Source organism: Pseudarthrobacter sp. 902506025 (genome assembly GCF_040702325.1).
Taxonomy (GTDB): Bacteria; Actinomycetota; Actinomycetes; order Actinomycetales; family Micrococcaceae; genus Arthrobacter.
This window is the reverse complement of the sequence record NZ_JBFBKW010000002.1, coordinates 504034-529541: the sequence shown is the minus strand read 5'-3', so window position 1 is coordinate 529541 and position 25508 is coordinate 504034. Positions and strand designations below refer to the sequence as shown.

The following is a 25508-nucleotide window of genomic DNA, read 5'->3' as shown; positions in this document are numbered from 1 at the left end:
CTAATTCACGCATCCTTGGCGCGCAGCGACAAGTGGCTGGTACCGGTCCAGGCTGGTCCCGGTGGCGACTATCCGGCGGAGCTCGGCCAGCCCGCCGTCGACGGCTCCGGCGGCCCGTGCCTGGACCAGCACGTTGCCCAGGGCGGTGGCTTCGACGGGTCCGGCCACCACCGGGCGCCCGGTGGCGTTGGCGGTGAGCTGGCAGAGCAGGGTGTTCTGGGAGCCGCCGCCCACCACATGCACCACGTCCACTTCACGGTTGGCGAGGCGTTCCGCAGTGGTGATGGTCCTGGCGTAGCCGGCCGCGAGGCTGTCCATGATGCAGCGGGTGATGGCCGCGGGATCATCGGCCAGGACCTCGCCGGTACGGCGGACCGCCGCGCGGATGCGCCCTGGCATGTTGTCCGGGGCGATGAAGTACGGGTCGTCGGCATTAATCCGCGGCCCGCCGACGGGGAGGGCCGCAGCGGCGGTGAGCAGGGCGGCGAGGTCGGGCTGGAAGCCTTCACCGGCCCAGGTGCGCTGGCATTCGCTCAGCAGCCACAGTCCGCCCACGTTCCGCAGGTAGCGGATGGTGCCGTCCACGCCGCGTTCATTTGTGAAGTTGGCTTCCCGGCTGGCCCCGGTGAGGACCGGATGCTTCAGTTCCAGCCCCACCAGGGACCACGTGCCGGAGGAGATGTACGCGAAGTTCTCCCCGCGGCCACCGTCTGCCACGGCGGGAACGGCCGCGACGGCGGAGGCAGTGTCGTGCGAGCCCACCGCCACCACAGGGGTCTCCGGCGGGAGGTCCACTTGCCCGGCGATGTCCGGCAGGAGTGTTCCGACGGTTTCGCCGGGCTGGATCAGCGGCGGGAACAGGTCCTTCCGCAGTCCCAGCGCCGCGAAGAATTCGGTGGCCCATTCCCCCGCCACGGCGTCAAACAGGCCGGTGGTGGAGGCGTTGGTGGCCTCGGTCCGCCGCACCCCGGTGAGCAGGAACGCAATCAGGTCCGGGATCAGGAGGGCCTGCAGCCCGTCCAGGTCCTTCTCGGTGGCCAGCTGGTAGATGGTGTTGAACTGCAGGAACTGCAGCCCCGTGGTTTGGTACAGGCGGGCGGGGTCCAGCTTGGCGTGGACGGGCGCGACGGCGGTCCTGCTGCGGTCGTCGCGGTAGCTGTACGGCTGCGCCACGAGGTTCCCCGCGCTGTCCACCAGCCCGTAGTCCACGGCCCAGGTGTCGATGCCAACGCTGGCGATCTTTTCGCCCCGGGCTGCCGCCGCCGCGGCGGCCGCACGGAGTCCCGCCAGCACCTCCGCGAACAGTGCATCGAAGTCCCAGCGGAGGCCGCCGTCGCGCTCCACCACGCCGTTGGGGAACCGGTGGACGGTTTCCAGCGCCACCCCGGCGGAGGTAACGCGGCCCAGGATCACCCGCCCGGATGAGGCGCCGATGTCGACGGCGGCGAACACCCCGCCCTCGGCCGCCCCTGCCCCCGTACTCACCGCAGGAAGGCTGCCGCCACTCCGGCGTCCACGGGAATGTGCAGGCCGGTGGTGTGGGACAGTTCGTTGCTGGTGAGGACGGCGGCCGCGTTGGCCACGTGTTCGGGCAGGACTTCGCGCTTGAGCAGGGTGCGCTGCGCGTAGTACTCGCCCAGCTTTTCCTCGTCCACGCCGTAGACCGCGGCACGTTTGGCGCCCCAGCCGCCGGCGAAGATCCCGGAGCCGCGGACCACACCGTCGGGGTTGATGCCGTTCACGCGGATGCCGTGCTCACCCAGCTCGGCGGCGAGCAGGCGCACCTGGTGGGCCTGGTCGGCCTTGGTGGCGGAGTAGGCGATGTTGTTGGGGCCGGCGAACACGGAGTTTTTGGAGGAGATGTAGATGATGTCCCCGCCCATGCCCTGCGCGATCATGACCTTCGCCGCGGCCTTGGCCACCAGGAACGAGCCTTTTGCCATGACGTTGTGCTGGAGGTCCCAGTCCTTTTCGGTGGTTTCCAGCAGCGGCTTGGAGATGGACAGGCCGGCGTTGTTGACCACCAGGTCCACGCCGCCGAACGCCAGGACAGCAGCGTCGATGGCCGCGGACACCTGCGCCTCGTCGGTGACATCTGCCTGGACGCCGATGGCGACGTCGGCACCGCCCAGCTCCTCGGCGACCTTTTGTGCGTTTTCAAGGTTGAGGTCGGCAATGACGACGCACGCGCCGTCGGACGCCAACCGTGTGGCGATGGCCTTGCCGATGCCGGACGCGGCACCGGTCACCAGGGCAACCCGGGTGGCGTGGGACTTCGGCTTGGGCATCCGGGCCAGTTTGGCTTCCTCCAGCGCCCAGTACTCGATGCGGAACTTTTCGGATTCCTCGATCGGGGCGTAGGTGGAGATGGCCTCCGCGCCGCGCATGACGTTGATTGCGTTGATATAGAACTCGCCGGCCACCCGGGCGGTCTGCTTGTTCGCCCCAAAGGAGAACATGCCCACGCCGGGGACCAGCACGATGGCCGGATCCGCGCCGCGCAGGGCCGGGCTGTCCGCGTCCTTGTGGCGGTCGTAGTAGGCCTGGTAGTCCTCGCGGTAGTCGGCGTGCAGTTCGTGCAGCCGGGCGATCGAGTCCTCCGCGCTGGCGTCGGCGGGCAGGTCCAGGATGAGCGGCTTGACCTTGGTGCGCAGGAAGTGGTCCGGGCAGGAGGTGCCGAGCGCGCCGAGACGCGGGTGTTCGGCTGCCTCGAGGAAGTCCAGGACGACGGCGTCATCACTGAAGTGCCCCAACTGCGGCCTGTCCGTGGAGGCCAGGCCGCGGATCACCGGTGCCAGGGCTGCGGCCTTGGCACGGCGTTCGGCTTCGGTCAGGGCGGCATAGCCGGGAAGCCTGGCACCGAAGGGCTCGGCCTTCCCGTTCTCTGCGATGTACTTTTCGGCCTGGTCGATGATCCAGAGCGAATTCTGCTCTGCTTCTTCGCTGGTGGCGCCCCAGGCGGTGATGCCGTGGCCGCCCAGGACGGTGCCGATGGCCTGCGGGTTGGCGTCCTTGATCGCGGCGATGTCCAGGCCCAGCTGGAAACCGGGACGGCGCCAGGGAACCCAGACCACCTTGTCACCGAAGATCTTGGTGGTCAGCGCCTCCCCGTCCACAGCCGTCGCAATGGCGATGCCGGAGTCCGGGTGCAGGTGGTCAACGTGCGCGGCGTCCACCAGGCCGTGCATGGCAGTGTCGATCGATGGGGCGGCCCCGCCTTTGCCGTGCAGGCAGTAATCGAACGCGGCCACCATCTCGTCTTCCCGTTCCACGCCCGGGTAGACATTCTTCAAAGCATTCAGCCGGTCCAGGCGCAGCACCGCAAGGTTCTGCTCCTTCAGGGTGCCCAGGTCACCACCGGAACCCTTGACCCAGAGCAGCTGGACGTCGTCGCCCGTGACGGGGTCCTTTTCGGTGCCCTTGGCGGAGGTGTTGCCGCCGGCGTAGTTCGTGTTCCGCTTGTCCGCGCCAAGGCGGTTGGAACGGGAGATCAGGTCTTCCACAGTTTTGTTCGTCATAGCTGAATCAGGCGCCCCATCCGGCTTGCTGGCCGCCCACGCGGTCCTCGTTGATCTGTTTCTGGTAACCGCTCGCCTTGAAGGCGGCCATTGGGTCCGCGGGCAGGCCGCGGGATTCACGCCACTCGGCCAGGATGGGCCGGACGTCGGTGTAGAAGGCATCGTTGAAGATGCCGTTGGCGGCCAGGACATCGCCGGCACGCTGCGCTTCGCCCAGGGCGGCGGTGTCCACCAGCAGGGCGCGCAGCGTCATTTCCTGGACATTGAGCACGGAGCGGATCTGGCCGGGGATCTTCTCTTCCAGGTTGTGGCACTGGTCCAGCATCAGGGCCACGCCGGAGTCCTTGCCGTAACCGCCGCCCCGTATCACTTCGTGCATGATGCGGAACAGCTGGAACGGGTCGGCGGCACCCACGATCAGGTCATCGTCCGCGTAGAAGCGGGAGTTGAAGTCGAAGGAACCCAGCTTGCCCAGGCGCAGCAGCTGCATCACGATGAACTCGATGTTGGTGCCCGGCGCATGGTGGCCGGTGTCCAGGCAGACGAACGCCTTCTCCCCCAAGGCCAGGGTCTGGGCGTAGGAGGTGCCCCAGTCCGGCACGTCCGTGTGATAGAACGCCGGCTCAAAGAATTTGTACTCCAGCACCAGGCGCTGCCCATCCCGCAGGGCCGCATAGATCTCCTGCAGGGACTCGGCCAGCCGGTCCTGGCGGCCGCGGATGTCATCCTGGCCCGGGTAGTTGGTGCCGTCCGCCAGCCAGATCTTCAGGTCCTGCGAACCCGTGGCGTGCATGATGTCGATGCACTCGAGGTGGTGGTCGATGGCCCGGCGCCGGACGGCCTGGTTGGAGGAGGTGAGGGAGCCGCACTTGTACTCATCATCCTGGAAGGTGTTGGAGTTGATGGTGCCCAGGCCCACGCCCAGTCCCGCCGCATACTCCCGGAGGGCGGAGTAGTCGTCCACCTTGTCCCACGGGATGTGCAGCGCCACAGTGGGGGCCAGGCCGGTCAGCTCGTGGACCTTGGCGGCGTCCGCCAGCTTCTCCTGGACCGTCCGCGGCGTGCCGGGCGTGCCGAACACCTTGAACCGCGTACCTGAATTTCCATAGGCCCACGAAGGGACCTCGATGGCAAGCTCCCCGAGCCTGCCCAGCGCCGTTGCTACGTCGTTCATGTTGGTTCTTTCCGGTGTTGAGCGTCTGTCTGATGCTTTTGGTTGGTGCCCCGCTGCTGGAGCGTGCCTGCTGGCAGTTGCCTGCTGTTCCGGTGCGCCGGTGGTCCTGCGTCCCGCGTCCTGCCGGTCAGCCTGCGGGGGGCTGTGCCGCCAGCTGGCTGTTGAGATTGAAGACTTCTTCCAGCACCTGGAACCCTTCGTCGGGCGCCTGGCCGGAGTCCTCGAACAGGGTTGCCATCTCGGCCTGCCAGCGGGCGTTCACATCCGTCAGGGCCATGCGGGCACGGACGGCGTCAAAGTCGTCGCACTCCACGTACCCCACCAGGAGCCCGTCTCCACCAAGGAACAGGGAGTAGTTGTGCCAGCCCGCCTCCTTGAGGCCGTTCAGCATTTCCGGCCACACTGCGGCATGCCTGCGCCGGTATTCGTCGATCAGCGCCGGCTGGACCGAGGAACGGAAACACACCCTCATGCGGACTCCTCCTCAAACTTCCCAAAGTTTTGAATCGTTTCATTGGTACGATTCAAAGTACTCTTGGAGTTGAGCAGGTGTCAAGCAATGGCAGAAACTTTTGATTTCCCGCGCGGAAGCTCCCGCGGCGGGCAGGTCGGCACGGAGAATCGATGAACCGCACAGCCAGTATCAAGGACGTGGCCACCCACGCGGGCGTGGCCGTGGGGACGGTATCCAATGTCCTCAACTATCCCGACAGGGTGTCCGACCGGACCAAGGAACGGGTCCTGCGGTCCATCGACGAACTGGGGTTTGTCCGCAACGATGCCGCCCGCCAACTCCGTGTTGGCCACAGCCGCACCATCGGGCTCATCGTCCTGGACGTAGGCAACCCGTTCTTCACCTCCGTGGTCCGCGCGGCGGAGGACGCCGCAGCGCTGCAGGGAAGCGCCGTCCTGCTGGGCGACAGCGGCCACAATGCCGGCCGCGAGGCGAATTACATTGACCTCTTCCAGGAGCAGCGTGTGCAGGGCCTGCTGATCTCGCCGGTGGGCGATGTAACGGAAAGGCTGGACCTCCTCCGCGAGCGCGGCGTGCCAACGGTCCTGGTGGACCGGCTGGCTGACGAGTCCAAGTTCAGCTCGGTAGCCGTGGATGACGACGCCGGAGGCTACCTGGCTGCCCGGCACCTGCTGGACACCGGCCGCCGTCGGCTGGCTTTTGTTGGCGGCCCCATGTCCATCCGGCAGGTCGCGGACCGGCTCCAGGGGGCCCAGCGGGCCGTGAAGGAGGAGCCGGACGCCAGCCTCGAGGTGTTGGATGCTGAAGGGCAGACCGTCCTGGCTGGGCGCAGCGTGGGCGACATGCTGGTGGAGCGCGGGCGGGCTGAACTGCCCGGGGGGATTTTCTGCGCCAACGACCTCCTGGCCCTGGGCGTCATGCAGTCGCTCACTATGACGCACACGTTCCGGATCCCGGAGGACGTGGCGCTGATTGGCTATGACGACATCGACTTTGCCATCTCCGCGGTGGTTCCCCTGTCCTCCATCCGCCAGCCCACCGAACTGCTGGGCCGGACAGCCATCGAACTGCTGTCCGAAGAGGTGGAGTCCCAAAATCCCGTCCACCGGTCCGTAGTGTTCACGCCGGAGCTGGTGGTCCGCCAGAGCACGGCCGCGCCGGCCGCCGGCTGATCAGCCGGGCGCTCTACTTTCCCGTCTGCTGCAGCCACTTCATGGACTCGTCCCGGGACGTGAAGAAGCGGGTAGGGCAGGGCGGATTATGGACTCCCAGGAAGAAATTCGCGATGATCCGGTCCACCGGGCTCGATCCAAGCAGGGCAATCCGGTTGGCGGCGCAGGGGATGGAGAACACCGAGCGGGCCTGGATACTGACGTTCTCCGTGGTGGCCATGTCCACCAGCATTGGATAGTTGCCGTCTCCTGCTATGCGGTTCACCGCAGCCATCGCCGCCTGTGCGTCCTCGACTTCTATGCGGACTTTGGGCTCCCACATGAGGTGGATGACGCCGTCAGCGCTCAGTTCCACGGTTCCCTTGCCGCCGTCGACCATTATGGGCTCCATACCCCGCCTCCCTCCAGTGGGCAGTTCCTGAACCCCTCTATCTTGCACCAGGCCGCCCGGCCCAGGCATCCTGGCGCCCGACAAACAGCGCCGCAACCCCGACTTGACTACTCAGCATGCTTACTAATAGGTTGATCGACGTGCCCGTGGCCTGGATCACCATCCGGAGCTGCGTGTCGCGGCCCGACAGGGCTGCATCTGAAACAAGTGCATTTGAAATAACCAGTTCCGCCGGGGTTCTCCATGGGGGCGGAGCCTCGGGGGGTTCAGAGCGCCGCAACCCGGCGCTGAAAGGATTTACCGAAAATGCGAACAAAGGTCTCAGCTTCAGTCACTGCCATTGCCCTCTCCGGCGCCATGCTCTTCGGCATGGCAGGCCCGGCGACGGCAGCAGCACCCGCGGCTCCTTCTGCCGCTTCCCAGTCATCCCGGACAGCCAACGTCACTGGAACCATCAACCAGACCATTGACGGCGTGGGCACCTTCGTGGGCTCGTTTACGCCATCCAACTTCAGCGTCCAGAACGGCCAGCTGACCGTCACCGGCTTGGTGCAGGGTACCTTCACCGATCTTGCCGGCGTGGCCACTCCGGTGAGCCAGACCGTGACCACCACGGCTGCTGCGGCCCCCACCACCAACGCCGCGACGGCCACAGGAGGCGGTTGCGACATCGTGAACCTGGTCCTCGGGCCGCTGCACCTGGACGTCCTGGGGCTCAATGTCGACCTGAACCAGGTGGTCCTGGACATTGTTGCGCAGTCGGGGGCGGGCAAACTTGTCGGCAACCTGCTCTGCGCGGTCACCGGGCTCCTTGACGGCGGCAATGGCCTCAGCGGCCTGGCCAACCTGCTCAACCGGCTGCTGGGGTTCTAGTTCCCGGCAGTCCACAAGGCAGCACGATGGGCAGTCCCCCGGGACTGCCCATCGTCGTGTTCGCCTAAATCTTCGCCACCACCAGGTTGCGGTAGGCCGCCCGGAGCGGGGCCATCTGCCGGAAACCAATCCGGCCGCCGCCGAGCACCTTCGACGACGGATCCTGCCACTCGAAGAGCAGCAGCCCATTGATGGAAAACGCCGCCAGGGGCCCGTCCTTCACCAGTTCCAGGCGGTAGAATTCCGTGGCATCCTCCGCGGGCGGCAACGGGTCCGCGCCCTGCGCCACCAACTCGAAGCCGGCACTTTTGCGCAGGTTGCAGGTGCGGAACGCGCGCTCGGACGGGAACTTGTGGCGGAAATAGGAGACGTGCAGGGCGTCGATATCACCCGAATGGTACTGGGGGTAGTAGCCCGTCCTGGGCGCGAGGGCCGGGCTGAAGAGGTCCTGCCCGCGGTGTCCGGTGGCCGCGAAGAACAGCATGGCCAGGCCCGGCTCGGCGAGCGGGCGGAATTCCCAGCTGATGCGGATGCCGTCCGGGAAGTTCTCCGGGCACCACAACGTCCAGTGCGCGTGGTCGCCGAATTCCTGGTCGTCCAGCGCACCGGACAGCTCCAGGGCACCCTCGTGGCTGCCGCCGCTCAACGGCCCTTCCGCTACCCATCCAGCCACGTCATCGGGCCCCGCCAGCGGGTTGCTGTAGAGGATCCGCTCCCTAACCGCTGCCGCCCCCACTAGGCGCGTCCCGCCGTCGTACGCATCCCCCTGGTGTCGGCCGGCTCCGCCTCTCCAGCCGGCCCGTACCCCAGCCGGCGCAGCTGCCGTGCCACCTCCCCGGCCACCAGCGAGGCACCGTGCCGGGAGAAATGCGTATTGTCCACCAGGCCGCCCGGCCAATGGGCATGCTCCCCCGGGGCGAAGTGGCAGAAGATCTCCCTGGATCCGTCCCGGCCCAGCCGGAGATACAGGTGGCGGGTCCACGCGTTGAGGTCCACCACGGGGACCCCGAGCTCCTGCCCCAGTTCGCGGACCACCTCCGGATAGTCCTCCAGGCTCTCTGCGAGGACGTCCGACGACGGCCCCTCCCCCGGGTGCCTGCCGTCCAGGAAGTGCCGGCGCTCCACGGAGGTGCACAGCACCACTGCCGAGCCCCGGGCGCGCACCTCCCCCACCATGGTTCGCAGGTTGGCCGCGTAGCCGGTGCGGGCGGCCAGGTGCGGCTTCTTCTGGTCGTTGTGGCCGAACTGGATGAGCACGGCATCGTCCGGGCCTGCTTCGGTGAGCAGCTCCGCCCAGAGCCCCTCAGTGCGGAAGGATTCGGTGTCGGCGCCGCCCTTGGCGAAGTTGTGTACCGTGCCCCACGTGCAGGTGAAGGGTGCCAGCTGCGCTCCCCAGCCGCTCATGGGAAACTCGTGCGTGGGACAGTTGGCAACGGTGGAATCTCCGGCCAGCAGGATTTTCATGGTGGTTCTTTCCTTTGATGCCCGCGGGCAGAGTCAGCCTTTGACGGAGCCGATGAGCATACCCTTGGCGAAATGCTTTTGCAGGAACGGGTAGAAGATGAGGATGGGCAGCGTGGCCACCACGATCACGGCGAACTTGATGCCCTGTTCGGGCGGGATGTAGTTGGGATCAACGTTGCCCGTGCCCAACAGGTCCGACGCCGCCGTAACCTGGCGCAGGTACATCTGGAGGGTCCACTTGGAGTTGTCGCTCAGGTAGAGCAGGGGCGACATGAAGTCGTTCCAGATGCCCACGGCGTAGAACAGCGCGAAAGTGGCCAGGACCGGCTTGGACAGCGGCAGCAGGATCCGCCACAGGATCCCGATCTCGGTGGCGCCGTCCATCTTGGCCGATTCCTCCAGTTCGGCAGGGAGTTCCTGGAAGAAGTTCTTGATGATGATCAGGCTGAACGGGTTGATGGCCGCCGGCAGGATCAGGGCCCAATAGGAGTTGAGCAGGCCCAGGTCCTTGACCAGCAGGAACGTGGGGATCATGCCGCCGGAGAAGACCATGGCAAAGACCACCAGGGACAGGATGGCGTTCCTGCCCCGCAGGGTTTTCTTGGCCAGCGGATAGGCCATGGTCACGGTGAAGGCCAGCTGGACCAGGGTGCCCACCGCGGTGACCAGGATGGTGGTCACCAGGGCGCGGACGAACGCCGGGGTGGCGAAGATGTATTCGTAGGAGCCCAGGGTGAACTGCTCGGGCCAGACGAAGAATGCCCGGCGCGTAATTTCGGCTTCGGTGGCAAACGATCCGGCGAAGACGTACACGAACGGCAACAGGGTAATGAGGCCGATCAGGGACAGGAAGACGTAGTTGGCGGCGTCAAAGATCCGGCCGCCGCGGGTGTTGTGGATTTTCATGGCTAGAACAGTCCGCTCTGGTTGAATCGCTTGGCCAGCCAGTTGGTGCCGAAGATCAGCACGATGCCCACCAGCGATTTGAACAGGCCCACGGCGGTGGAGTAGCTGTAGGCGCCCTGCGTGATGCCTACGAAGTAGACGTACGTGTCAAAGACATCCGCCACCTCACGGTTCAGCGCGTTGGTCATCAGGTAAATCTGTTCGAACCCGGTGTTGAGCATCTGCCCGATGGCCAGGATCAGCATCACGATGATCGTGGAACGGATCGCGGGAAGCGTGATGTGCCAGACGCGCCGGAACCGGCCCGCGCCGTCGATGATCGCGGCTTCGTACTGGTCCTGGTCCACGGTGGAAAGGGCGGCCAGGAAGATGATGGTGCCCCAGCCGGTGTTCTTCCAGATCTCCTGCAGCACGATCAGGGGCCGGAACCAGGCGGGATCTGACAGGAAGTCGATGTGCGTGCCCATGGCGTTGTTCAGGAACTGGAACAGCGGCCCGATGTCCAGGGCAAACAGCAGGAAACTCAGCGACGCCACGATGGTCCAGGACAGGAAGTGCGGGATGTACACCAGTGTCTGGACCGTGCGCTTGAGGATGGACAGCCGGACTTCGTTCAGCAGCAGCGCCAGGATGATGGTTAGCGGGAAGGCCACCCCCAGGTTCAGGAAGGCCAGGATCAGGGTGTTGCCCAGCAGCCGCGGGAAGTCCGGGTTGGCGAAGAAGTCCTCGAAGTTCCGGAACCCCACCCACGGGCTGCCGTTGACGCCCAGGAACGGGACGTAGTCCTTGAAGGCGATGCTGACACCGTACATGGGGGCGTAGCGGAACACCGCGAAGTACACCACGCCAGGCAGCAGCAGAAGGTACAGCCATTTGTAGTGCGCGAAATGGACGGAGAACCTGCCCCCGTTCCGGGGAGCGGGAGCGGTCCTGCGCGTCCGCTCCCCGGCGAGGGTGTCAATGACAGGGGCTGCCATTTACTTGTTGTCCTGCCAGAGCTTGTTGATTTCTTCCTTGACCTTGTTGCCGCCGCTGGTGTCCCACAGCTTGATGGCATCCTTGAGGCCCTGTTCATCGATCTGTCCGGCCAGGTACTTGATCCGGGCGTCGGCCACAATGTTGTCCAACTGGGCACCCTTGGCCACATAGGTGGCCGAAACGTAGGGTGCGGCCGGGTTGTAGACGGCGCTCTTGAGGTCTTGGGCCATGACGTCGGTCCGCTTGTCGAAGACCTGCTGCTCGTAGTCGGAGGCCTGCTTCACCGGGTAGAACTCGTTGCCGGCAACGTTCATGCCCAGCTGGGCGTAGCTCTTGATGTCGGTGGTGACGGCCTTGCCCTCCGGCGTCTCCGGTTTGATGGTGGCGGCCTTGCCGGCCTCCACCGTAAAGTTCACGCCCTCGATGCCGTTGTTCAGCAGGACCGCAACATCCTTGCCGTTCATGGTGTTGAGGAAGGCCAGGACCTTGTCCAGTTCGGGCTCGCTCTTGACGCTGGCCTTGGGGATCGCAAGGAAGCCTGAGTAGCCGTCGGTGGGGTGGGCGTGCAGTTTGCCGTCCGGGCCTTCGAGGTTGCCCACGAAGCCCACTTTGTTCTGGAAGTTGGTGGGGTCTGCCTGCTTGAAGAGGTTGATGAGCACGCTCACCCGGGAATCGACGTCGACGATGATGCCGCCCTTGCCGTTGAAGAACGGCTCGTTCCACTTGGTGCTGTCGAAGGTGGCGAAGTCGGGGTTGATGAGCTTTTCGTCAACCATCTTCTTGATGAAACGGTCCGCCTCGAGGAACTCGTCGGTTTCGAAGCTGGGAATGAGCTTCCCGTCCCGCTCCGTCCAGCGGTTCCCGGCGCCGTACCATTCCTCGATCAGGTCGTAGGGGCTGTTGGTGCCCAGCGCACCCCACTTGGGGATGGTGATGCCGTAGGTGTCATTGACGCCATTGCCGTCCGGATCCTGCTCGGTGAAGGCCTTTGCCACCTTGTACAGGTCCTCCGTGGTTTTGGGCGGCTGCAGGCCCAGCTTGTCCAGCCAGTCCTGCCGGAACATGACGGCCGCACGCATGGGGGAACGGCCGCGGAAGACGCCGTAAACCTTGCCGTTGACGCTGGCGTTCTTCTGGATGTCCGGGAAAGTGGTCTTGAGGTTGGGGTACTTGTCCAGCTTGTCGGTGAGGTCCCAGAACGCGCCCGCCTGGGCGTTCTTGACGAAGCCGGGTGTTTTGCCCTGGATCACCATGACCTGCGGAATGTCGGATCCCGCCAGCGTGATGTTGGTCTTGTCCTCATAGGAGGCGTTCGGCGCCCAGTTGATTTTGACCTGTTTGCCGGTGAGCTCCTCCAGCTTCTTCTGCACCGCGCCGTCCGCTGCAGGCGGCTGGGCCTCCAGGAACGGGGCCATGATGGACACCGAAGTGAGGTCCGCGGCCGGGGCGTCCCCGCCGCTGCACGCGGTGAGGGACAGCGCCGTGGCCGTTACGACGGCGGCGGCCAGGGAGAGTTTGCGATGGATCATATGTCGTCCTTTTCCACTTCTTTGGGGTTTGTTGGGCTGGCTGGCCCACGGTTTTGATACGTTTCATTCATGCGTCCGCCCAGGGCAGCGCCCACCATCGGCAACCAAGGGCGGGGAGCAGCGTCAGGCGGCGGTGGCCCCCTGCAGGGCGGTGCGCGCGGCAGGCTCCCCCGCTGCGGCCGCCGACTCGTCATTGGCCGCGAAGAAGCGGTCACACAACCAGCCGGTGAGGTAGAGCCAGGCCCCGATGCTGAAGAATGGAACCAGGCCCGGAAGGCAACTGCTGGCGTAAAGTACCGCGGCGGAAACGAAGAGCAGGACGACCGTTCCCGCCAGGTGCCGCAGGGCGAACCGGGACGACATCAGCAGGTACTGGAACAGGAGCAACTCGTACCGGGCATACATGGGGAACACGTAGCAAACGGCCCCCGCCAGGAAGATGGCGGCAACCAGGATGCCGACGGCCATGAACTGCGCCAGGACTCCCCTGCCTCCCGAAAAATAGTTCCAGTTCAGGACAAGGGCCGCCGCGACGGCCATGACCGGGAGCGCCAGGGCGTTGGCCCGGAGGAAGTTCCGGAAGTATGCGGAGGCAAACCCCCGCAGCAGTGGAACAGCATCGCCCGCCGCCCGCTTGCGTACCGCAATCTGTGCCGCGGCGGTGGCCGGACCTGCACCAAAAATGCCAAAACCCAGCAGGGTGAAGGCGATCCACAGCAGGTTCAGGCCGGCGATCCACACGAGCGTGTCAAAAAATGAGTAGGCGCGCGCACTGAAGGTCCCGGACAGCATGGCACGGCTCCCTTCTGTTCTCCATCGTTGCAGAGGCGAAGCGGAAAGTGTCCCGCATCACGCTGGTAATCGGTTTCTCGAAAATGTAGACCCACCGTCCGTCCACGGTCAAGCGGAATTTTGAATCGTTACATAGCTGGACGGCGGCTTGCCGCGTGCCGCACACTAAAAGGTGGAAAGCGCTTGCTGACTCGATGCACGCGCAGATGATGCCGGTGCCCGCAAGGCGGGAGCCGGTGGGCAGAACGGAGAACCATGGAAACGGCAACGGAAGCCGCCGGCAGCGCCGCCGCGGCTTCAGCAACAACCCCGGCACGGGTTGCACTGGTGGGAGTGCACGGCTTCGGCACCCACCACCTGCGGAACCTCCAGCGCCTGCAGGCGGCAGGCAGTGTCAGCCTGGTCGCCGTGGCGGACCCGCAGCCCCCGGCACCCGGCGCCCTCCCGCCGTCGGCCGCCGTCTACCCGGGGCTCGAGGAGCTCCTCACCGCCACCCGGGACCTGGACCTGGTCATCGTGGCCACCCCCATCCAGACGCATGCCCCGCTGGCCCTGGCCGCCCTGGCCACAGACGCTGAGCTGTACCTTGAGAAGCCACCCGTCGCCTCCCTGGCCGACTTCAACCGGTTGTGCACGGCAGCCACCAGGTCACGCCGCGGGGTGCAGGTCGGCTTCCAGAGCCTGGGCTCGCACGCGCTTGGGGCCATCGAAGAACTGCTCGCCGCCGGGACCATCGGAACACTGGAGGGCATCTCCGCCACCGGCCGCTGGGTCCGGGACCGGGCCTACTACACGCGCTCCCGTTGGGCAGGAAAACGCAGCATCAATGGCGTGGATGTAGTGGATGGCGTGGCCACCAACCCGTTGGCGCACGCGGTGGCAACCGCCCTCCGGATTGCCGGGGCGCGCACCACAGCAGACCTTACATCAGTGGAAACCGAGCTGTACCGGGCCAATGACATCGAGTCGGATGACACCTCCGTGATCCGGATCCGCACCGCCTCGGGCCTGCCCATCACCTGCGCCCTGACCATCTGCGCCGCGGAATCCGTTGAACCGTACGTCACGCTGCAAGGTTCGGCCGGCACGGCGGTGTTCCACTACACCGAGGACCGGCTGACAGTGGAGACGGCGGCCGGGCGCACGGAGGAAACCTTCGGCCGGGACGACCTGGCGGAGAATCTCCTGGCCCACCGCGGCCACGGCGTTCCGCTGGCCAGCAGCCTGGCGGACAGCGGAGCCTTCATGCTGGTGCTGGAAGCCATCCGGACCGCACCGCCGCCGGCCCCCATCGATCCCGCCTGCGTCCGCTGGGAAGGTGAAGGAGACGCTGCGCATGCCGTGGTGGTGGGCATCGAGGAAGCCCTGGAGCGCGCCGGCCGGCAGCATGCCACGTTCAGCGAAATTGGGCTCCCCTGGGCTGTGGCCGCGCCGGTGGCCTTCGACATCCCTGCGTCCTGATGCGGTTCAGGACCCGGCGGCGCAGCCGGCCGCCGGGTCCTTCACTCCCGCGCGGCAAGCCCCCGGCGCCGTCCGTAGCGCCACAGGAGCAGGCCCACCACGGCCGCGGAGAGCATGCCCAGTCCGCCGGTGACCACCAGCCCGGTCCGGACGCCGAACTGTTCGGTCAACCAGCCCGCCAGGAGGCCGCCGCAGGCGTGCCCGCCCAGCAGGAGCGGAAGGTACAGGGCCATCACCCGGCCGCGGATGGCAGGCCCGGCCTCGAGCTGGACGGCCGTGGCTGCGCTGGTGAGGAACAGCAACGTCATGATGCCCACCACCGCCAGCAGCGCCACAAACAAAACCAGGGTGGGCATCAGGGCGGCCACCAGCTGGGACAGCCCAAATAGCCCCGCGGCGGCCACAATGCCCCTGCGCCCCATGGTCCCGAGCCGGGCTGCCAGGAGGGCACCGGCCAGGGCGCCGCCGGCGCTGACCATGTTGAAGAGGCCAAAGCCCTCCACGCCGTTGTGCCACACGTCCTGGGCGAAGGCGGCGAGGACCACCGGCCCGTTCATGCCGAAGGCGCCCAGCAGGCCGGCCAGCAGGATGAGGAGCAGCAGGCGCGGGCGTTCACGGACGTAGCGGAAGCCGGCAAGCACCTGCCCGCGGCCCCGCTCGGCGGGTGTACCGGGATGCAGTTCGTGCGGCCGGATGCCGGCGATCAGGCCCAGCACCACCAACCCGATCACTGCGTTTGAGGCGAAGGCGGCGGCCGGCCCTGCCTGCGCGATCAGCACGCCGCCCAAGGCGGGGCCGGCCATGGCGCCCAGCTGGGCGAGGGCGTTGTTCAGTCCGATGGCGGGACGCAGGGCGGCGTCGCCCACCACCTCATTGACGAAGACCTGGCGGGTGGGCTGGTCAACCGCCGCGGTGATGCCCAGCGCCATGCAGCTGGCGTAAACAACCCAGACCGTAATGGTGCCGCTGGCAGCCCAGGCCGCCAGCCCAAGGCCGAGCAGCACAATGACGGACTGGCACACCATCATGATCCTGCGTTTGGGGAAGATGTCCACCACCAGGCCGGCAAGCGGCCCCACCACGAGCATGGGAAGGAACTGAAGGGCGACGGCGGCCCCCACCGCTGCCGGGCTCCCCGTCAGTTGCAGCACCAGCCAGTCCTGCGCCAGCCGCTGCATCCAGACGCCAAGGCTGCCGGCGAGCTGCATGCCCAGGAAGAGCCGGTAGTTGCGCTGCTTAAGGGGGTGGAACCAGCGCGGCTGGCTGATACCCGGGCGTGCAGACGGTGCGGGGCGGGTGCGGCGGGACGGCACGGTCAGCGTCGGGCGCGGCTGGAGCGCAGTTTCACTGCGGCGGCGGCAAGGATCAGGGTACCGGGGACCACGACAAAGAGCGCGGCGAGCATCCAGACAAACACCACGGCGCAGAACAGGGCGGCCGCCAGGAGCAGGGACCCCGTCCAGTCGCGCAGGGACACGTCCTTACCCACCTGGAGGGCCTGGTGCCAGGTGTCCTTGCCCGTGGCACCGGAAGCCGTGGCGTCGGACCAGGCGGATGCGGTGCGCAGGAGCAGGATGGCGCCGCATCCGGCGAGTATCAGCGTGGCTGGAAGGACCACTTCGCGGCCCGGCAGCTGCCCCACCCATGCGAGCAGGAGGTTGAGGACAATCACGACGCCGGCTCCCGCCGTCGCGATTCCCAGCTTCCAGCTGCCCGGCAGGGCAGCCCTGAACAGGCCCCACAGCCCCCGGACGGAATCGTCCCTGCCATTGAGGTGCCGTTCAAGGTGCGCGGTCCCGGCCGCGTAGGCGGCGGGGATGGTGGCCAGCGGTATGGACAGCACCAGCACCAGCACCCCCGCCAGGAGGGTTTCGGAGAACAGGGCGAACCGGTTCACCGGGATTGGTTCGTGGCCTGGGGCGGATGTGGTGCTGTCCATGGCGCTCATTGTCCTTTGCCTAGCCCTTCAGTCCCTGGGTGGAGACGCCTTCGACGATGTAGCGCTGGAAGATCAGGAAGAAGATCAGCACAGGCAGCAGGGCCAGGACGGACATGGCGATCATGGCGCCGTAGTCGGAGGACTGGGTCTGGTCCACGAACAGCCGCAGGGCCAGCGGCAGCGGGTACTTGTCCGGGGTGTTCAGGTACAGCAGCGGGCCCAGGAAATCGTTCCAGCTCCAGATGAAGGAGAAGATGGAGGTGGAGATGAGGGCCGGCTTCATCAGCGGCAGCATGATGGATCCAAAGATCCGGGCGTGCCCCGCCCCGTCGATCCTGGCGGCTTCATCCAGTTCCGCGGGCAGGCCGCGCATGAACTGGACCATCAGGAAGACGAAGAACGCGTCCCCGGCCAGGAACTTGCCGATCAGCAGCGGGACGTAGGTGTCCACCAGGCCCAGCTGCTGGAAGATGATGTACTGCGGGATGATCACCACGTGGAAGGGCAGCAGCAGGGTGGCGATCATCATGCCGAAGAACAGGCTGCGGCCGGGGAAGTTGATCCGGGCGAACGCGTAGGCCGACACGCTCGCGGACAGGATGGTGCCGACGACGGCGCCGAGGGCCAGGATCAGCGAGTTGGTGAAGAACTGCAGGGTGGACACCCCGCCGATCCCCTCCATGGCGGTCACGAAGTTATCGAAGCTGAAGTTGTTTGACCACAGCGACGTGTTCTGGCCGCCGATCTCCGAGTTGGGCTTGAAGGACGAGGCGATCATCCACAGGCCGGGGTAGAGCACGATGGCAGTGAGGACAAGGGCCACCAGGTGGAAGATGGCGCTCTTGGCCCGTTTGGCCCCCACCGATTCGGATTTCGGGTTGTAGGCCGGGGCGGCGGCCTCCGGTGTGGACTGGGTGGGCGTTGCCGTGGTTGTCATTTTGAATCACCGCTGTAGTGGACCCAGGACTTGGACGTGCGGAAGAAGATCAGGGTGATGATGCCCACCACGATCACCAGCAGCCATGCCATGGCCGAGGCGTAGCCCATCCGGAAATCGCTGAAGCCCCGCAGGTACAGGTAGAGGGTGTAGAAGAGGGTGGATCCGGCGGGGCCGCCGTCACCGTTGGAGATGATGTAGGCCGACGCGAAGATCTGGAACGCGTGGATGGTTTCCATCAGCAGGTTGAAGAAGATCACCGGGGAGAGCATGGGCCAGGTGATGTTGAAGAACTTGCGCACCGGGCCGGCACCGTCCATTGACGCTGCCTCATACAGCTCACCGGGGATCTGCTTGAGGCCGGCCAGGAAGATCACCATCGGGGCGCCGAACTGCCACACGGTCAGGAGAATGAACATCGGCATGGTCATCGAGGGGTTGCCCACCCAGCCGCCCAGGTTGATCCCGAAGAAAGACAGGCCCTGGTCCACCGGCCCGGAATCGCCGAACATGGCCTTCCAGACGATGGCGATGGAGACGGACGCACCGATCAGGGACGGGGCGTAGAAGGCAGAGCGGTAGAAGCCCTGGCCGCGGCGCTTGCTGTTCAGCAGCATGGCCACCGCCAGTGCCGCCGCGAGCTTCAAGGGGGTACCGAACACCACGTAGCCCACGGTCACGCCCACGGACTGCAGGAAGCGTTCGTCCTGGAACAGGGTGGTGTAGTTGTCCAGGCCGATCCACTTGGGCGGCTCGAACAGGTTGTAGTTGGTGAAGGACAGGTACAGCGAGGAAATCATCGGCCCCACCGTGAGGGCAATGAATCCCAGCAGCCAGGGCAGCAGGAAGGTATAGCCGGCGCGGGCGTCCGAGCCCCGCTGCCGCGACTTGCGCGGCAGCGGGGAACCGGACGACGCCGGGCGCCTGCTCAGGGTTGGGGTTTGAGTCACAAGATCATTCCGTCAGTCGTAAAACCTGGGTGGGAGGGCACGGCGCCGGATCAGGCGTTCTGCTTGATGAGGTCTTCGGCTTCCTTGAACCACGCGTCGACGGCTCCGTCAACCGTGAGCTTGCCGTAGTTCAGGTCGGAGGCGATCCGGCCGAACGACGCTTCCAGCGTGCCGAAGCCAACGATGGGCGGCTCCGGAGCGTCCTTGAGGTACTGCGCAATTGATTTCTCGTAGTCCACCACGAGCTTGTCGGCGCCTTCGAACGTGGTGCCGTCGCGCTGGGTCTTGGAGGCCGGAACGCCGCGGGAGGTCTTGAATATCTGGCCTACTTCGGGGTCGTTGACCATGAAGTCGATGAAGCGGGCGGCGGCGTCCTTGAACTTGGTCTTGGCACTGGCCACCATCAGCATGGAGGGCTTCAGGAACAGGCCCAGGTTGTTCGGGTCGTCCGACGGCACCGGAACCAGCTTGAGTGATTTGGCCCCGCTGTCGGCCAAGTAGCCCGCCATGAAGTTGTCCCAGGTGACCTCAGAGGCTGTGACGTTGGAACCGAAAGGCGACTTGGGCTTGAGCTGGGTTACCCTGTCTTCCGGGACGAGGGCCTGCGTGCCGCGCAGCTTCGAGTTGAGGTTCCACCAGCTCTTCAGGTCGTCCTTGCTGAAACCAAGCTTCCCATCGCTGTTGAAGGCCTGGATGTTCTTCTGGCGGAGCCAGATGTTGAACTGCCACCACACGCCCGTGAAATCCGTGGAGCCGAACAGGGTCCCATTGCCCTTGTCCCCTACCTCCTTCAGGAATGCCTGGTATTCCGCCCAGGTCCAGCTGCCGTCCGGCTCCGCTATGCCCAGGGAGGCGAGTTTGGCGGGGTCGTAGTAGACAGCGAAGGCGTTGGTGCTGGTGGGAATGCCGTAAGTCTTGCCCTTGACCTGGCCGGAAGGCAGGAGCGACTTTTCGAAGGCGTCAGTGTTGATCTTGACCGTGCCCAGGTCCAGGAGCTGGTTGCGCTGGCCGTAGTCCCGCAGGTAGGACAGGTCCCACTGCATGACGTCGGGAAGACCGCCGCCGGCCGCCTCTGTGGCGCGCTTCTGCCAGTAGCCGGCGAAGTCCGTGAAGTTGCCGTTGACCTTGATGTCCGGGTTCTTCGACTCGAAGAGGGCAATGGCTTTGCGGGTGCGCTCGGCGCGGTCGTCGTTGCCCCACCAGGTGTAGTTGATGGTGACGGGTTTGTCGGCCGATCCGGTCTGGCCGGAAGAGCTGGATCCGTTCCCACAGGCCGACAGGGCTGCGGCAGATGCGGTGCCGATGGCCACGGTTGTGAGGAAATGCCTTCTGTTGATCACGGGAGCCTCCTTGCTCGATGTGTGTTGCCCTTCCGCTCCGTCTACAACGAGAGTAGTGAGCTGGCTTACACGGCTTCTGAAACGATACAATATCGGCATTCCCGGAATTGGGCAAGCGTTTTCCAAACGTCTGGCCAATACCCCCGTTCCGCCTTGCGAGCAGACAAGGAGTCACATGACACAGCAGGAAACCAGCTCCCCTTCGAGCGTTTGGAACAGGGTTGAGGGCCTGGCCTTCGGAGGTGATTACAACCCTGAGCAGTGGCCGGTGAGCATCCGCCTGGAAGATCTGGACCTCATGCGGGAAGCTGGCGTGAACTTCCTCAGCGTGGGGATCTTCTCGTGGGCGCTGCTGGAACCGGCCGAGGGGCAGTATGACTTCGGGTGGCTGGACGACGTGATGGACAACCTCGCAGGGATCGGCGTGAAGGTGGCACTGGCCACCGCCACGGCCGCTCCCCCTGCCTGGCTGGTCCGCAAGCACCCGGAGATCCTGCCGGTCACGGCTGACGGGACCGTGCTGGGACCGGGCTCGCGGCGGCACTACACGCCGTCGTCGTCCGTGTACCGGCGCTACGCCGCGGGCATCACGCGCGTCCTGGCCGAACGGTACAATGACCACCCCGCGCTGGCCCTGTGGCACGTGGACAACGAACTGGGCTGCCACGTCTCAGAGTTCCACGGGGAGGAGGACGCCGCGGCCTTCCGTGCCTGGCTGGAGCGCCGGTACGGGAACATCGATGCGCTCAATGCCTCCTGGGGCACGGCGTTCTGGTCCCAGAACTACGGTTCCTTTGACGAAATCCTGCCGCCGTCTGTCGCCCCGTCCACGCTCAACCCGGGCCAGCAGCTGGACTTCCAGCGGTTCAGCTCCTGGGCCCTGATGGACTACTACCGGGACCTCGTGACGGTGCTGCGCGAAGTGACGCCGGACATCCCCTGCACCACCAACCTAATGGCCTCCAGCGCCACCAAGTCCATGGACTACTTCGACTGGGCCAAGGACCTGGACGTCATCGCCAATGACCACTATCTGGTGGCCGCTGACCCCGAACGGCACGTGGAACTCGCGTTCAGCGCGGACCTGACCCGCGGCATTGCGGGCGGTGACCCATGGATCCTGATGGAACATTCGACGTCGGCCGTGAACTGGCAGCCGCGCAACCAGCCCAAAATGCCCGGTGAGATGCTGCGCAACTCCCTGGCGCACGTGGCCCGCGGCGCCGACGCCGTCATGTTCTTCCAGTGGCGCCAAAGCTTCGCCGGCTCGGAAAAGTTCCATTCCGCGATGGTGCCGCACGGCGGACGGGACACGCGGGTGTGGCGCGAGGTGGTGGAGCTGGGCGCCGCGCTGAAGCGGCTGGAACCGGTGCGCGGTTCGCGGGTGCAGGCCCGGGCCGCCATTGTTTTTGACTATGAGGCGTGGTGGGCCAGCGAGATCGATTCGAAGCCCAGTATCGACGTGAAGTACCTGGACCTGCTGCGGGCGTTCCACCGCGCCCTGTTCCTCCGCGGGATCTCCGTGGACATGGTGCACCCGTCCGCGTCGCTGGATGGGTATGACCTGGTGCTGGTGTGCACGCTGTATGCGGTTTCGGATCGGAACGCCGCCAACATCGCTGCGGCCGCCGCAGCCGGGGCCACGGTGCTGGTGAGCTACTTCAGCGGGATCGTGGACATGCAGGACCACGTGCGGCTGGGCGGCTACCCCGGGGCGTTCCGCAACCTTTTGGGGGTGCGCGTGGAGGAGTTCCACCCGCTGCTTGCCGGGTCACAGCTTAAGCTCAGCGACGGGACGGTTTCCTCGGTGTGGAGCGAGCATGTCCATCTGGCCGGCGCGGAAGCGGTGCAGACCTTTACCGGGTACCCGCTGGAAGGAGTCCCTTCCCTTACCCGCCGGGCCGTGGGTTCCGGGGCGGCCTGGTACCTGGCCACCTTCCCCGATCCCGAGGGCATCGAGGCCGTCCTTGACCGGCTGCTCGCCGAGTCGGGCGTCACGCCGGTTGCCGACGCCGATCCCGGGGTGGAGCTGGTCCGCCGGATGGCCGCCGACGGACAAAGCTTCCTGTTCGCGATCAACCACACGCATTCGGCTGCCTCGGTTTCCGCCACGGGCACCGACCTGCTGACGGGTGAGCCGTTTGCGGGGACCGTTCCGGCCGGGGGTGTTGCGGTGGTGGAGGAGAGCTAGGCACACGCGTTCCGGGACGTTCGACGGCGGCACCCTCCTTTGGGTGGCGCCGTCTGCGTCTTTGTGCGGGTCCCGGGCGGACAGTGGCCACGTTTTCCACATAGGGGCTTTGGGTGGCTGGGATTGTCACACCCTGGTGGAAGACTTTGGTTATGGAAGCGGTTGTGGAGGCGGCGGCAGTACAACAGGGGGTGCGGTGCGCCAGACCTTCCGGTGTTGGTGCCACGCCATACCCGGCCGCCGTGCCTTCCATTGGTGATGTCCTGAACCTGCTCGCCCGGGTCCCGGTCCCTGCGGATGGCGCGGGCATGATTGATCAGATTCGTGGGCTGGAGGATCTGAAGTCCTTGGCGGGTGCCCGGCAGGCTGATGCCGCTGTCGCTTTTGATTTGTCCCAGCGGCGGGAGCAGGCCGAGGCCGGGGTCCCGGCCGACGAGCAGGGCGCCGGGGTCGCGGCGCAGATCGCGTTGGCCCGGCGTGAGTCCCCCGCCCGGGGTTCCCGGTTGCTCGGCCTGGCCAAAACCCTCACCGGCATGCCGCACACGTTCCAGGCGTTCCGGACCGGGCTGTTGAGCGAGTGGCGGGCCACGCTGATCGTGAAAGACACCATCTGCCTGTCGTCCCCGGACCGGGCGGGGGTGGATGAGGAACTCGCCGCCGACACCGGCGCCCTGAACGGCCTGGGCGACAGGGCCATCATCGCCGCGGTCCGCGCCGCCGCGTACCGGCGGGACCCCGCCTCGGTCACGAAGCGCGCCAGCCGGGCCATGGGCGAACGGTGCGTGAGCCTGCGCCCGGCCCCGGACACCATGACCTACCTGACCGCCCTGCTCCCCGCCGCCCAGGGCGTCGCCGCCTACGCCGCGTTATGCCGGGACGCCGACACCGCCCGCTCGAACGGGGATCACCGGTCCCGGGGCCAGGTCATGGCAGACACCCTCGTCCAACGCGTCACCGGCACCCCCGGCGGGATCAACGGGGTCCAGATCCAGCTCGTCATGACCGACCACACCCTCCTGCAGGCCGGCGCCGAACCCGCACGGCTGCCCGGCTACGGCACCATCCCCGCCGAACAGGCACGAACCATCGCCCTCACTGGCGGATCCCCCGTGGCCACGGCCCCGGCGGCTGGGCCGGCGGGTGCGGAGGAACTGAAGCTGTGGGTGCGCCGGCTCTATACCGCTCCCGGCACCTGCGAGTTGGTGGCGATGGACTCCACAGCCCGGCTCTTCCCGGCGGGGTTGAAGCGCTTCCTCCAGGTCCGGGATGACACCTGCCGGACCCCCTACTGCGACGCCCCCATCCGCCACCACGACCACATCGCCGCCTGGCACGACGGCGGCCCTACAAGCACCCGTAACGGGCAGGGCCTCTGCGAAGCCTGCAACCACACCAAAGAAACACCAGGATGGACCGCACAAACCGTCCCCGGCCCGCGGCACACGGTAGCGACCTGCACCCCAACCGGCCACATCTACCACTCCACCGCACCACCACTGCCCGGGACCGGCATGGGTAAGCGGCTCAAGGAACAGCTTCTGCACGGGGAGTCCTCCCCACCCTGCCCTCCGGCACGAACCCTCTCCGTCCAGGTCCTGGGGCGGGTCCTGCCCTCCAAACCGGTCCGGCGTCCGGCTGAACCGGAACGACGACATAACGAGCTTCGGACCAGGCGAAGGGAACGCGCCGCCCCATAAAAGCTGCGCCATGGAACGCGGCTGCTCAATTCCACCACCCCGCCCGGGCAGCCTGACAACTGCGCTTTAAACAGCTCCACCCCGGAAGGAACCATGGGTTTCTTCCGGGGCAGAGCTGCCACCCGCCGTCGGACGTCTGTGATGAGGAGGCACCATACAGACGGTCCGGAGCCGTGTCGGCGGGGTGGGGACTAGCTGCTGATGGCGGACTTCATTTCATCGGTCGCCTTCTTGCCCGCATCCTCCGGGGACAGCCGTTCAAAGAGGACTTCGGAGGTGTAGCGCTTGATGATTTCCTGGATGGCGCCCGCACCCTTCGGCGGCGGCGCCGGCGCCTCGCCGAGTTCGTCCTTGATCTGGTCGATGAAGTTGACCACCTTGACGTCGGCGGGGGTCAGTTTCGGCTGGATGGCTGCCCGGACCTCGGAGTTGGGGTAGACGCCGCGGTCTGCAAGCAGAGCCTCGCCGGCCTTGACGTTGTTGGTGAGGAAGTTGATGAACTTGGCGGTTTCCTGCGGGTGCTTGGTGCGCGATGATGCTGACCAGAACTGTGAGGCCTTGTACCAAAGCTCGGTGTCCGCGGATGATCCGGTCTTGGTGGGGAACCGCAGGATCTTCAAGTCCCCGCCGCTCGCCTTTTCGAGGGCCGGAGCCTGGTTGGACCACCAGAAGGCCATGCCGTTCTTGCCTGTTGCCAGTCCGCTCTGGTCGAGCGGTGCAGCCTCGGCCTCCACCACCTCGGATGCGGATGGCACTGCCTTGTCCTTGCTGAGCTTCTTCAGGAAGGCCCACCACTCGGCGATGTCGCCCGGCTCGAAGCCCAGCTTGCCGTCGGACGTATACAGTGACTTGCCGTCCTGCCGGAGCCAGACTCCCAGGGAAGCCTCGTCCGTTCCGTAGGCCGCCGCGCCATAGGTTCCCTTGGGCGACTTTGCAGTGATCTCGGCGGCGATGCGGCCAAAGTCTTCCCACGTCCACTTGGTGTCGTCCGGAAGTGGGACTCCGGCAGCCTGGAAGACGGCGGGGTTGGCCAGGATGGTTGCGGCATTGATGCCGGCGGCGATGCCGGTCAGGCCTTTTTCGCCCTTGCCTGCGTTCAGTGCTGCCTCATCCAGCTTGGACGTGTCGATGTCGTACTTGGACAGGTCCAGAAGGGCACCCCGGCTTGAGTATTCCGTGATGTACTTTTCGTCCATCTGGATAATGTCGGGGGCATCGTTGGCCGCCACCTGCGTGGCCAGTTTGTCCCAGTAGCCGCTCCAGTCCCCAAACTCCGGCTTGATCTTGATCTTGGGGTTTTCGGCCTCGAACTGCTTGATTGCTTCCTGCGTGAGCTGCGCGCGCTTATCACCGCCCCACCACGAGAAGCGGAGCTCGACGGTGCCGTCCGCACTCTGCGGTGCGGCTCCTCCACCGCAGGCACTGAGGGCCATAACGGCGGCGACGGCGGCAACCGCGCCGGCCTTGCGGGTCCGGACACTGCGGGTTTGGGCACCGCGGCGTTGGGGGTCAGGGCCTGAAGCGGGTGCCCCTGCTGTTTGCTTGGCAGCAGATGCAGGACGGGGAAAAAGCGGCACTGTGTACTCCGATCTTCGTTGATCCAGGTGCGGGTGGTGGGTCTCAGCTGTGTGGTTGAGGGGCAAAACTCGGCGGCGGGACAGCAGCCTCCCGGCTGTACGAAGGTCCCTGAAAGCGCTTTCTGGTACAGATACTACAAGTTC

The 25508-nt window shown here is 66.0% G+C and carries 22 protein-coding genes; 5 read left to right on the top strand and 17 right to left on the bottom strand.

The window, feature by feature from the left end; all coding sequences use genetic code 11:
• The 4 genes from AB0280_RS06285 to AB0280_RS06270 form a co-directional block, all read right to left on the bottom strand.
• Window positions 1-1485 carry a rhamnulokinase gene (locus AB0280_RS06285; RefSeq protein WP_224026980.1) on the bottom strand — a complete coding sequence of 495 codons (1485 nt, stop codon included), beginning with the start codon at window positions 1483-1485 and terminating at the stop codon, window positions 1-3.
• Window positions 1482-3518 carry a bifunctional aldolase/short-chain dehydrogenase gene (locus AB0280_RS06280; RefSeq protein WP_224026981.1) on the bottom strand — a complete coding sequence of 679 codons (2037 nt, stop codon included), beginning with the start codon at window positions 3516-3518 and terminating at the stop codon, window positions 1482-1484. The genes AB0280_RS06285 and AB0280_RS06280 overlap by 4 nt, the downstream gene beginning before the upstream one ends.
• Window positions 3519-3525: 7 nt before the next feature.
• Window positions 3526-4692, bottom strand: coding sequence for an L-rhamnose isomerase (gene rhaI / locus AB0280_RS06275; protein WP_366366474.1), 1167 nt, complete (start codon window positions 4690-4692; stop codon window positions 3526-3528).
• 127 nt (window positions 4693-4819) lie between these two features.
• Window positions 4820-5164 (bottom strand): L-rhamnose mutarotase, encoded by a 345-nt coding sequence (locus AB0280_RS06270; RefSeq protein WP_366366473.1) that lies wholly within the window; start codon window positions 5162-5164, stop codon window positions 4820-4822.
• Between the two features lie 152 nt (window positions 5165-5316).
• Here AB0280_RS06270 and AB0280_RS06265 point away from each other — a divergent pair, with 152 nt between their 5' ends.
• Window positions 5317-6339 (top strand): LacI family DNA-binding transcriptional regulator, encoded by a 1023-nt coding sequence (locus tag AB0280_RS06265; protein WP_366366472.1) that lies wholly within the window; start codon window positions 5317-5319, stop codon window positions 6337-6339.
• Window positions 6340-6352: 13 nt separating this feature from the next.
• Here AB0280_RS06265 and AB0280_RS06260 read toward each other — a convergent pair whose 3' ends face one another.
• Entirely contained in the window at window positions 6353-6730 is a 378-nt protein-coding gene (locus AB0280_RS06260) for an STAS/SEC14 domain-containing protein (RefSeq protein WP_224026984.1), read from the bottom strand.
• Window positions 6731-7036: 306 nt separating this feature from the next.
• Here AB0280_RS06260 and AB0280_RS06255 point away from each other — a divergent pair, with 306 nt between their 5' ends.
• On the top strand, window positions 7037-7603 hold the full coding sequence (locus tag AB0280_RS06255; protein WP_366366471.1) for an ABC transporter substrate-binding protein: 567 nt from the start codon (window positions 7037-7039) through the stop codon (window positions 7601-7603).
• A 64-nt stretch (window positions 7604-7667) separates the two neighbouring features.
• On the opposite strand, the gene AB0280_RS06250 is transcribed toward AB0280_RS06255, so the two are convergent.
• The 6 genes from AB0280_RS06250 to AB0280_RS06225 form a co-directional block, all read right to left on the bottom strand.
• Window positions 7668-8339 carry a DUF1961 family protein gene (locus AB0280_RS06250; RefSeq protein WP_366366470.1) on the bottom strand — a complete coding sequence of 224 codons (672 nt, stop codon included), beginning with the start codon at window positions 8337-8339 and terminating at the stop codon, window positions 7668-7670.
• Entirely contained in the window at window positions 8339-9067 is a 729-nt protein-coding gene (locus AB0280_RS06245) for a rhamnogalacturonan acetylesterase (protein ID WP_275179940.1), read from the bottom strand. The genes AB0280_RS06250 and AB0280_RS06245 overlap by 1 nt, the downstream gene beginning before the upstream one ends.
• A gap of 33 nt (window positions 9068-9100) precedes the next feature.
• Window positions 9101-9973 carry a carbohydrate ABC transporter permease gene (locus AB0280_RS06240; RefSeq protein ID WP_224026988.1) on the bottom strand — a complete coding sequence of 291 codons (873 nt, stop codon included), beginning with the start codon at window positions 9971-9973 and terminating at the stop codon, window positions 9101-9103.
• 2 nt (window positions 9974-9975) lie between these two features.
• A complete protein-coding gene (locus tag AB0280_RS06235) occupies window positions 9976-10950 on the bottom strand; it encodes an ABC transporter permease (RefSeq protein ID WP_275179941.1) in 975 nt (324 codons plus the stop codon).
• On the bottom strand, window positions 10951-12480 hold the full coding sequence (locus tag AB0280_RS06230) for an extracellular solute-binding protein (protein ID WP_366366469.1): 1530 nt from the start codon (window positions 12478-12480) through the stop codon (window positions 10951-10953). It lies immediately after the preceding gene.
• Between the two features lie 123 nt (window positions 12481-12603).
• The gene (locus tag AB0280_RS06225; RefSeq protein WP_366366467.1) at window positions 12604-13272 is read right to left on the bottom strand and encodes a YesL family protein; all 669 of its coding nucleotides are present in this window, start codon (window positions 13270-13272) and stop codon (window positions 12604-12606) included.
• A gap of 255 nt (window positions 13273-13527) precedes the next feature.
• On the opposite strand from AB0280_RS06225, the gene AB0280_RS06220 reads away from it, so the two are divergent.
• Window positions 13528-14733 (top strand): Gfo/Idh/MocA family protein, encoded by a 1206-nt coding sequence (locus AB0280_RS06220; RefSeq protein WP_366366465.1) that lies wholly within the window; start codon window positions 13528-13530, stop codon window positions 14731-14733.
• 41 nt (window positions 14734-14774) lie between these two features.
• Here the strand turns inward: AB0280_RS06220 and AB0280_RS06215 are convergent, their stop codons facing one another.
• The 5 genes from AB0280_RS06215 to AB0280_RS06195 are packed head-to-tail and all read right to left on the bottom strand — an operon-like array spanning window position 14775 to window position 19899.
• Window positions 14775-16046 (bottom strand): MFS transporter, encoded by a 1272-nt coding sequence (locus AB0280_RS06215; RefSeq protein ID WP_366366464.1) that lies wholly within the window; start codon window positions 16044-16046, stop codon window positions 14775-14777.
• Window positions 16047-16048: 2 nt separating this feature from the next.
• Window positions 16049-16681, bottom strand: a complete 633-nt coding sequence (locus tag AB0280_RS06210; protein ID WP_366366463.1) for a Poxvirus protein I5 — start codon at window positions 16679-16681, stop codon at window positions 16049-16051.
• Window positions 16682-16691: 10 nt separating this feature from the next.
• Window positions 16692-17609 carry a carbohydrate ABC transporter permease gene (locus AB0280_RS06205; protein ID WP_366366462.1) on the bottom strand — a complete coding sequence of 306 codons (918 nt, stop codon included), beginning with the start codon at window positions 17607-17609 and terminating at the stop codon, window positions 16692-16694.
• Window positions 17606-18559, bottom strand: a complete 954-nt coding sequence (locus tag AB0280_RS06200; RefSeq protein ID WP_159630789.1) for a carbohydrate ABC transporter permease — start codon at window positions 18557-18559, stop codon at window positions 17606-17608. Before AB0280_RS06200 ends, AB0280_RS06205 begins: the two co-directional genes overlap by 4 nt.
• A 50-nt stretch (window positions 18560-18609) precedes the next feature.
• Window positions 18610-19899 carry an ABC transporter substrate-binding protein gene (locus AB0280_RS06195; protein WP_366366460.1) on the bottom strand — a complete coding sequence of 430 codons (1290 nt, stop codon included), beginning with the start codon at window positions 19897-19899 and terminating at the stop codon, window positions 18610-18612.
• Between the two features lie 175 nt (window positions 19900-20074).
• On the opposite strand from AB0280_RS06195, the gene AB0280_RS06190 reads away from it, so the two are divergent.
• On the top strand, window positions 20075-22090 hold the full coding sequence (locus AB0280_RS06190; RefSeq protein WP_366366458.1) for a beta-galactosidase: 2016 nt from the start codon (window positions 20075-20077) through the stop codon (window positions 22088-22090).
• Between the two features lie 308 nt (window positions 22091-22398).
• Window positions 22399-23787, top strand: a complete 1389-nt coding sequence (locus AB0280_RS06185) for an HNH endonuclease (RefSeq protein ID WP_366366456.1) — start codon at window positions 22399-22401, stop codon at window positions 23785-23787.
• A 191-nt stretch (window positions 23788-23978) separates the two neighbouring features.
• On the opposite strand, the gene AB0280_RS06180 is transcribed toward AB0280_RS06185, so the two are convergent.
• The gene (locus tag AB0280_RS06180) at window positions 23979-25364 is read right to left on the bottom strand and encodes an ABC transporter substrate-binding protein (protein ID WP_366366455.1); all 1386 of its coding nucleotides are present in this window, start codon (window positions 25362-25364) and stop codon (window positions 23979-23981) included.
• Window positions 25365-25508 lie beyond the last annotated feature (144 nt).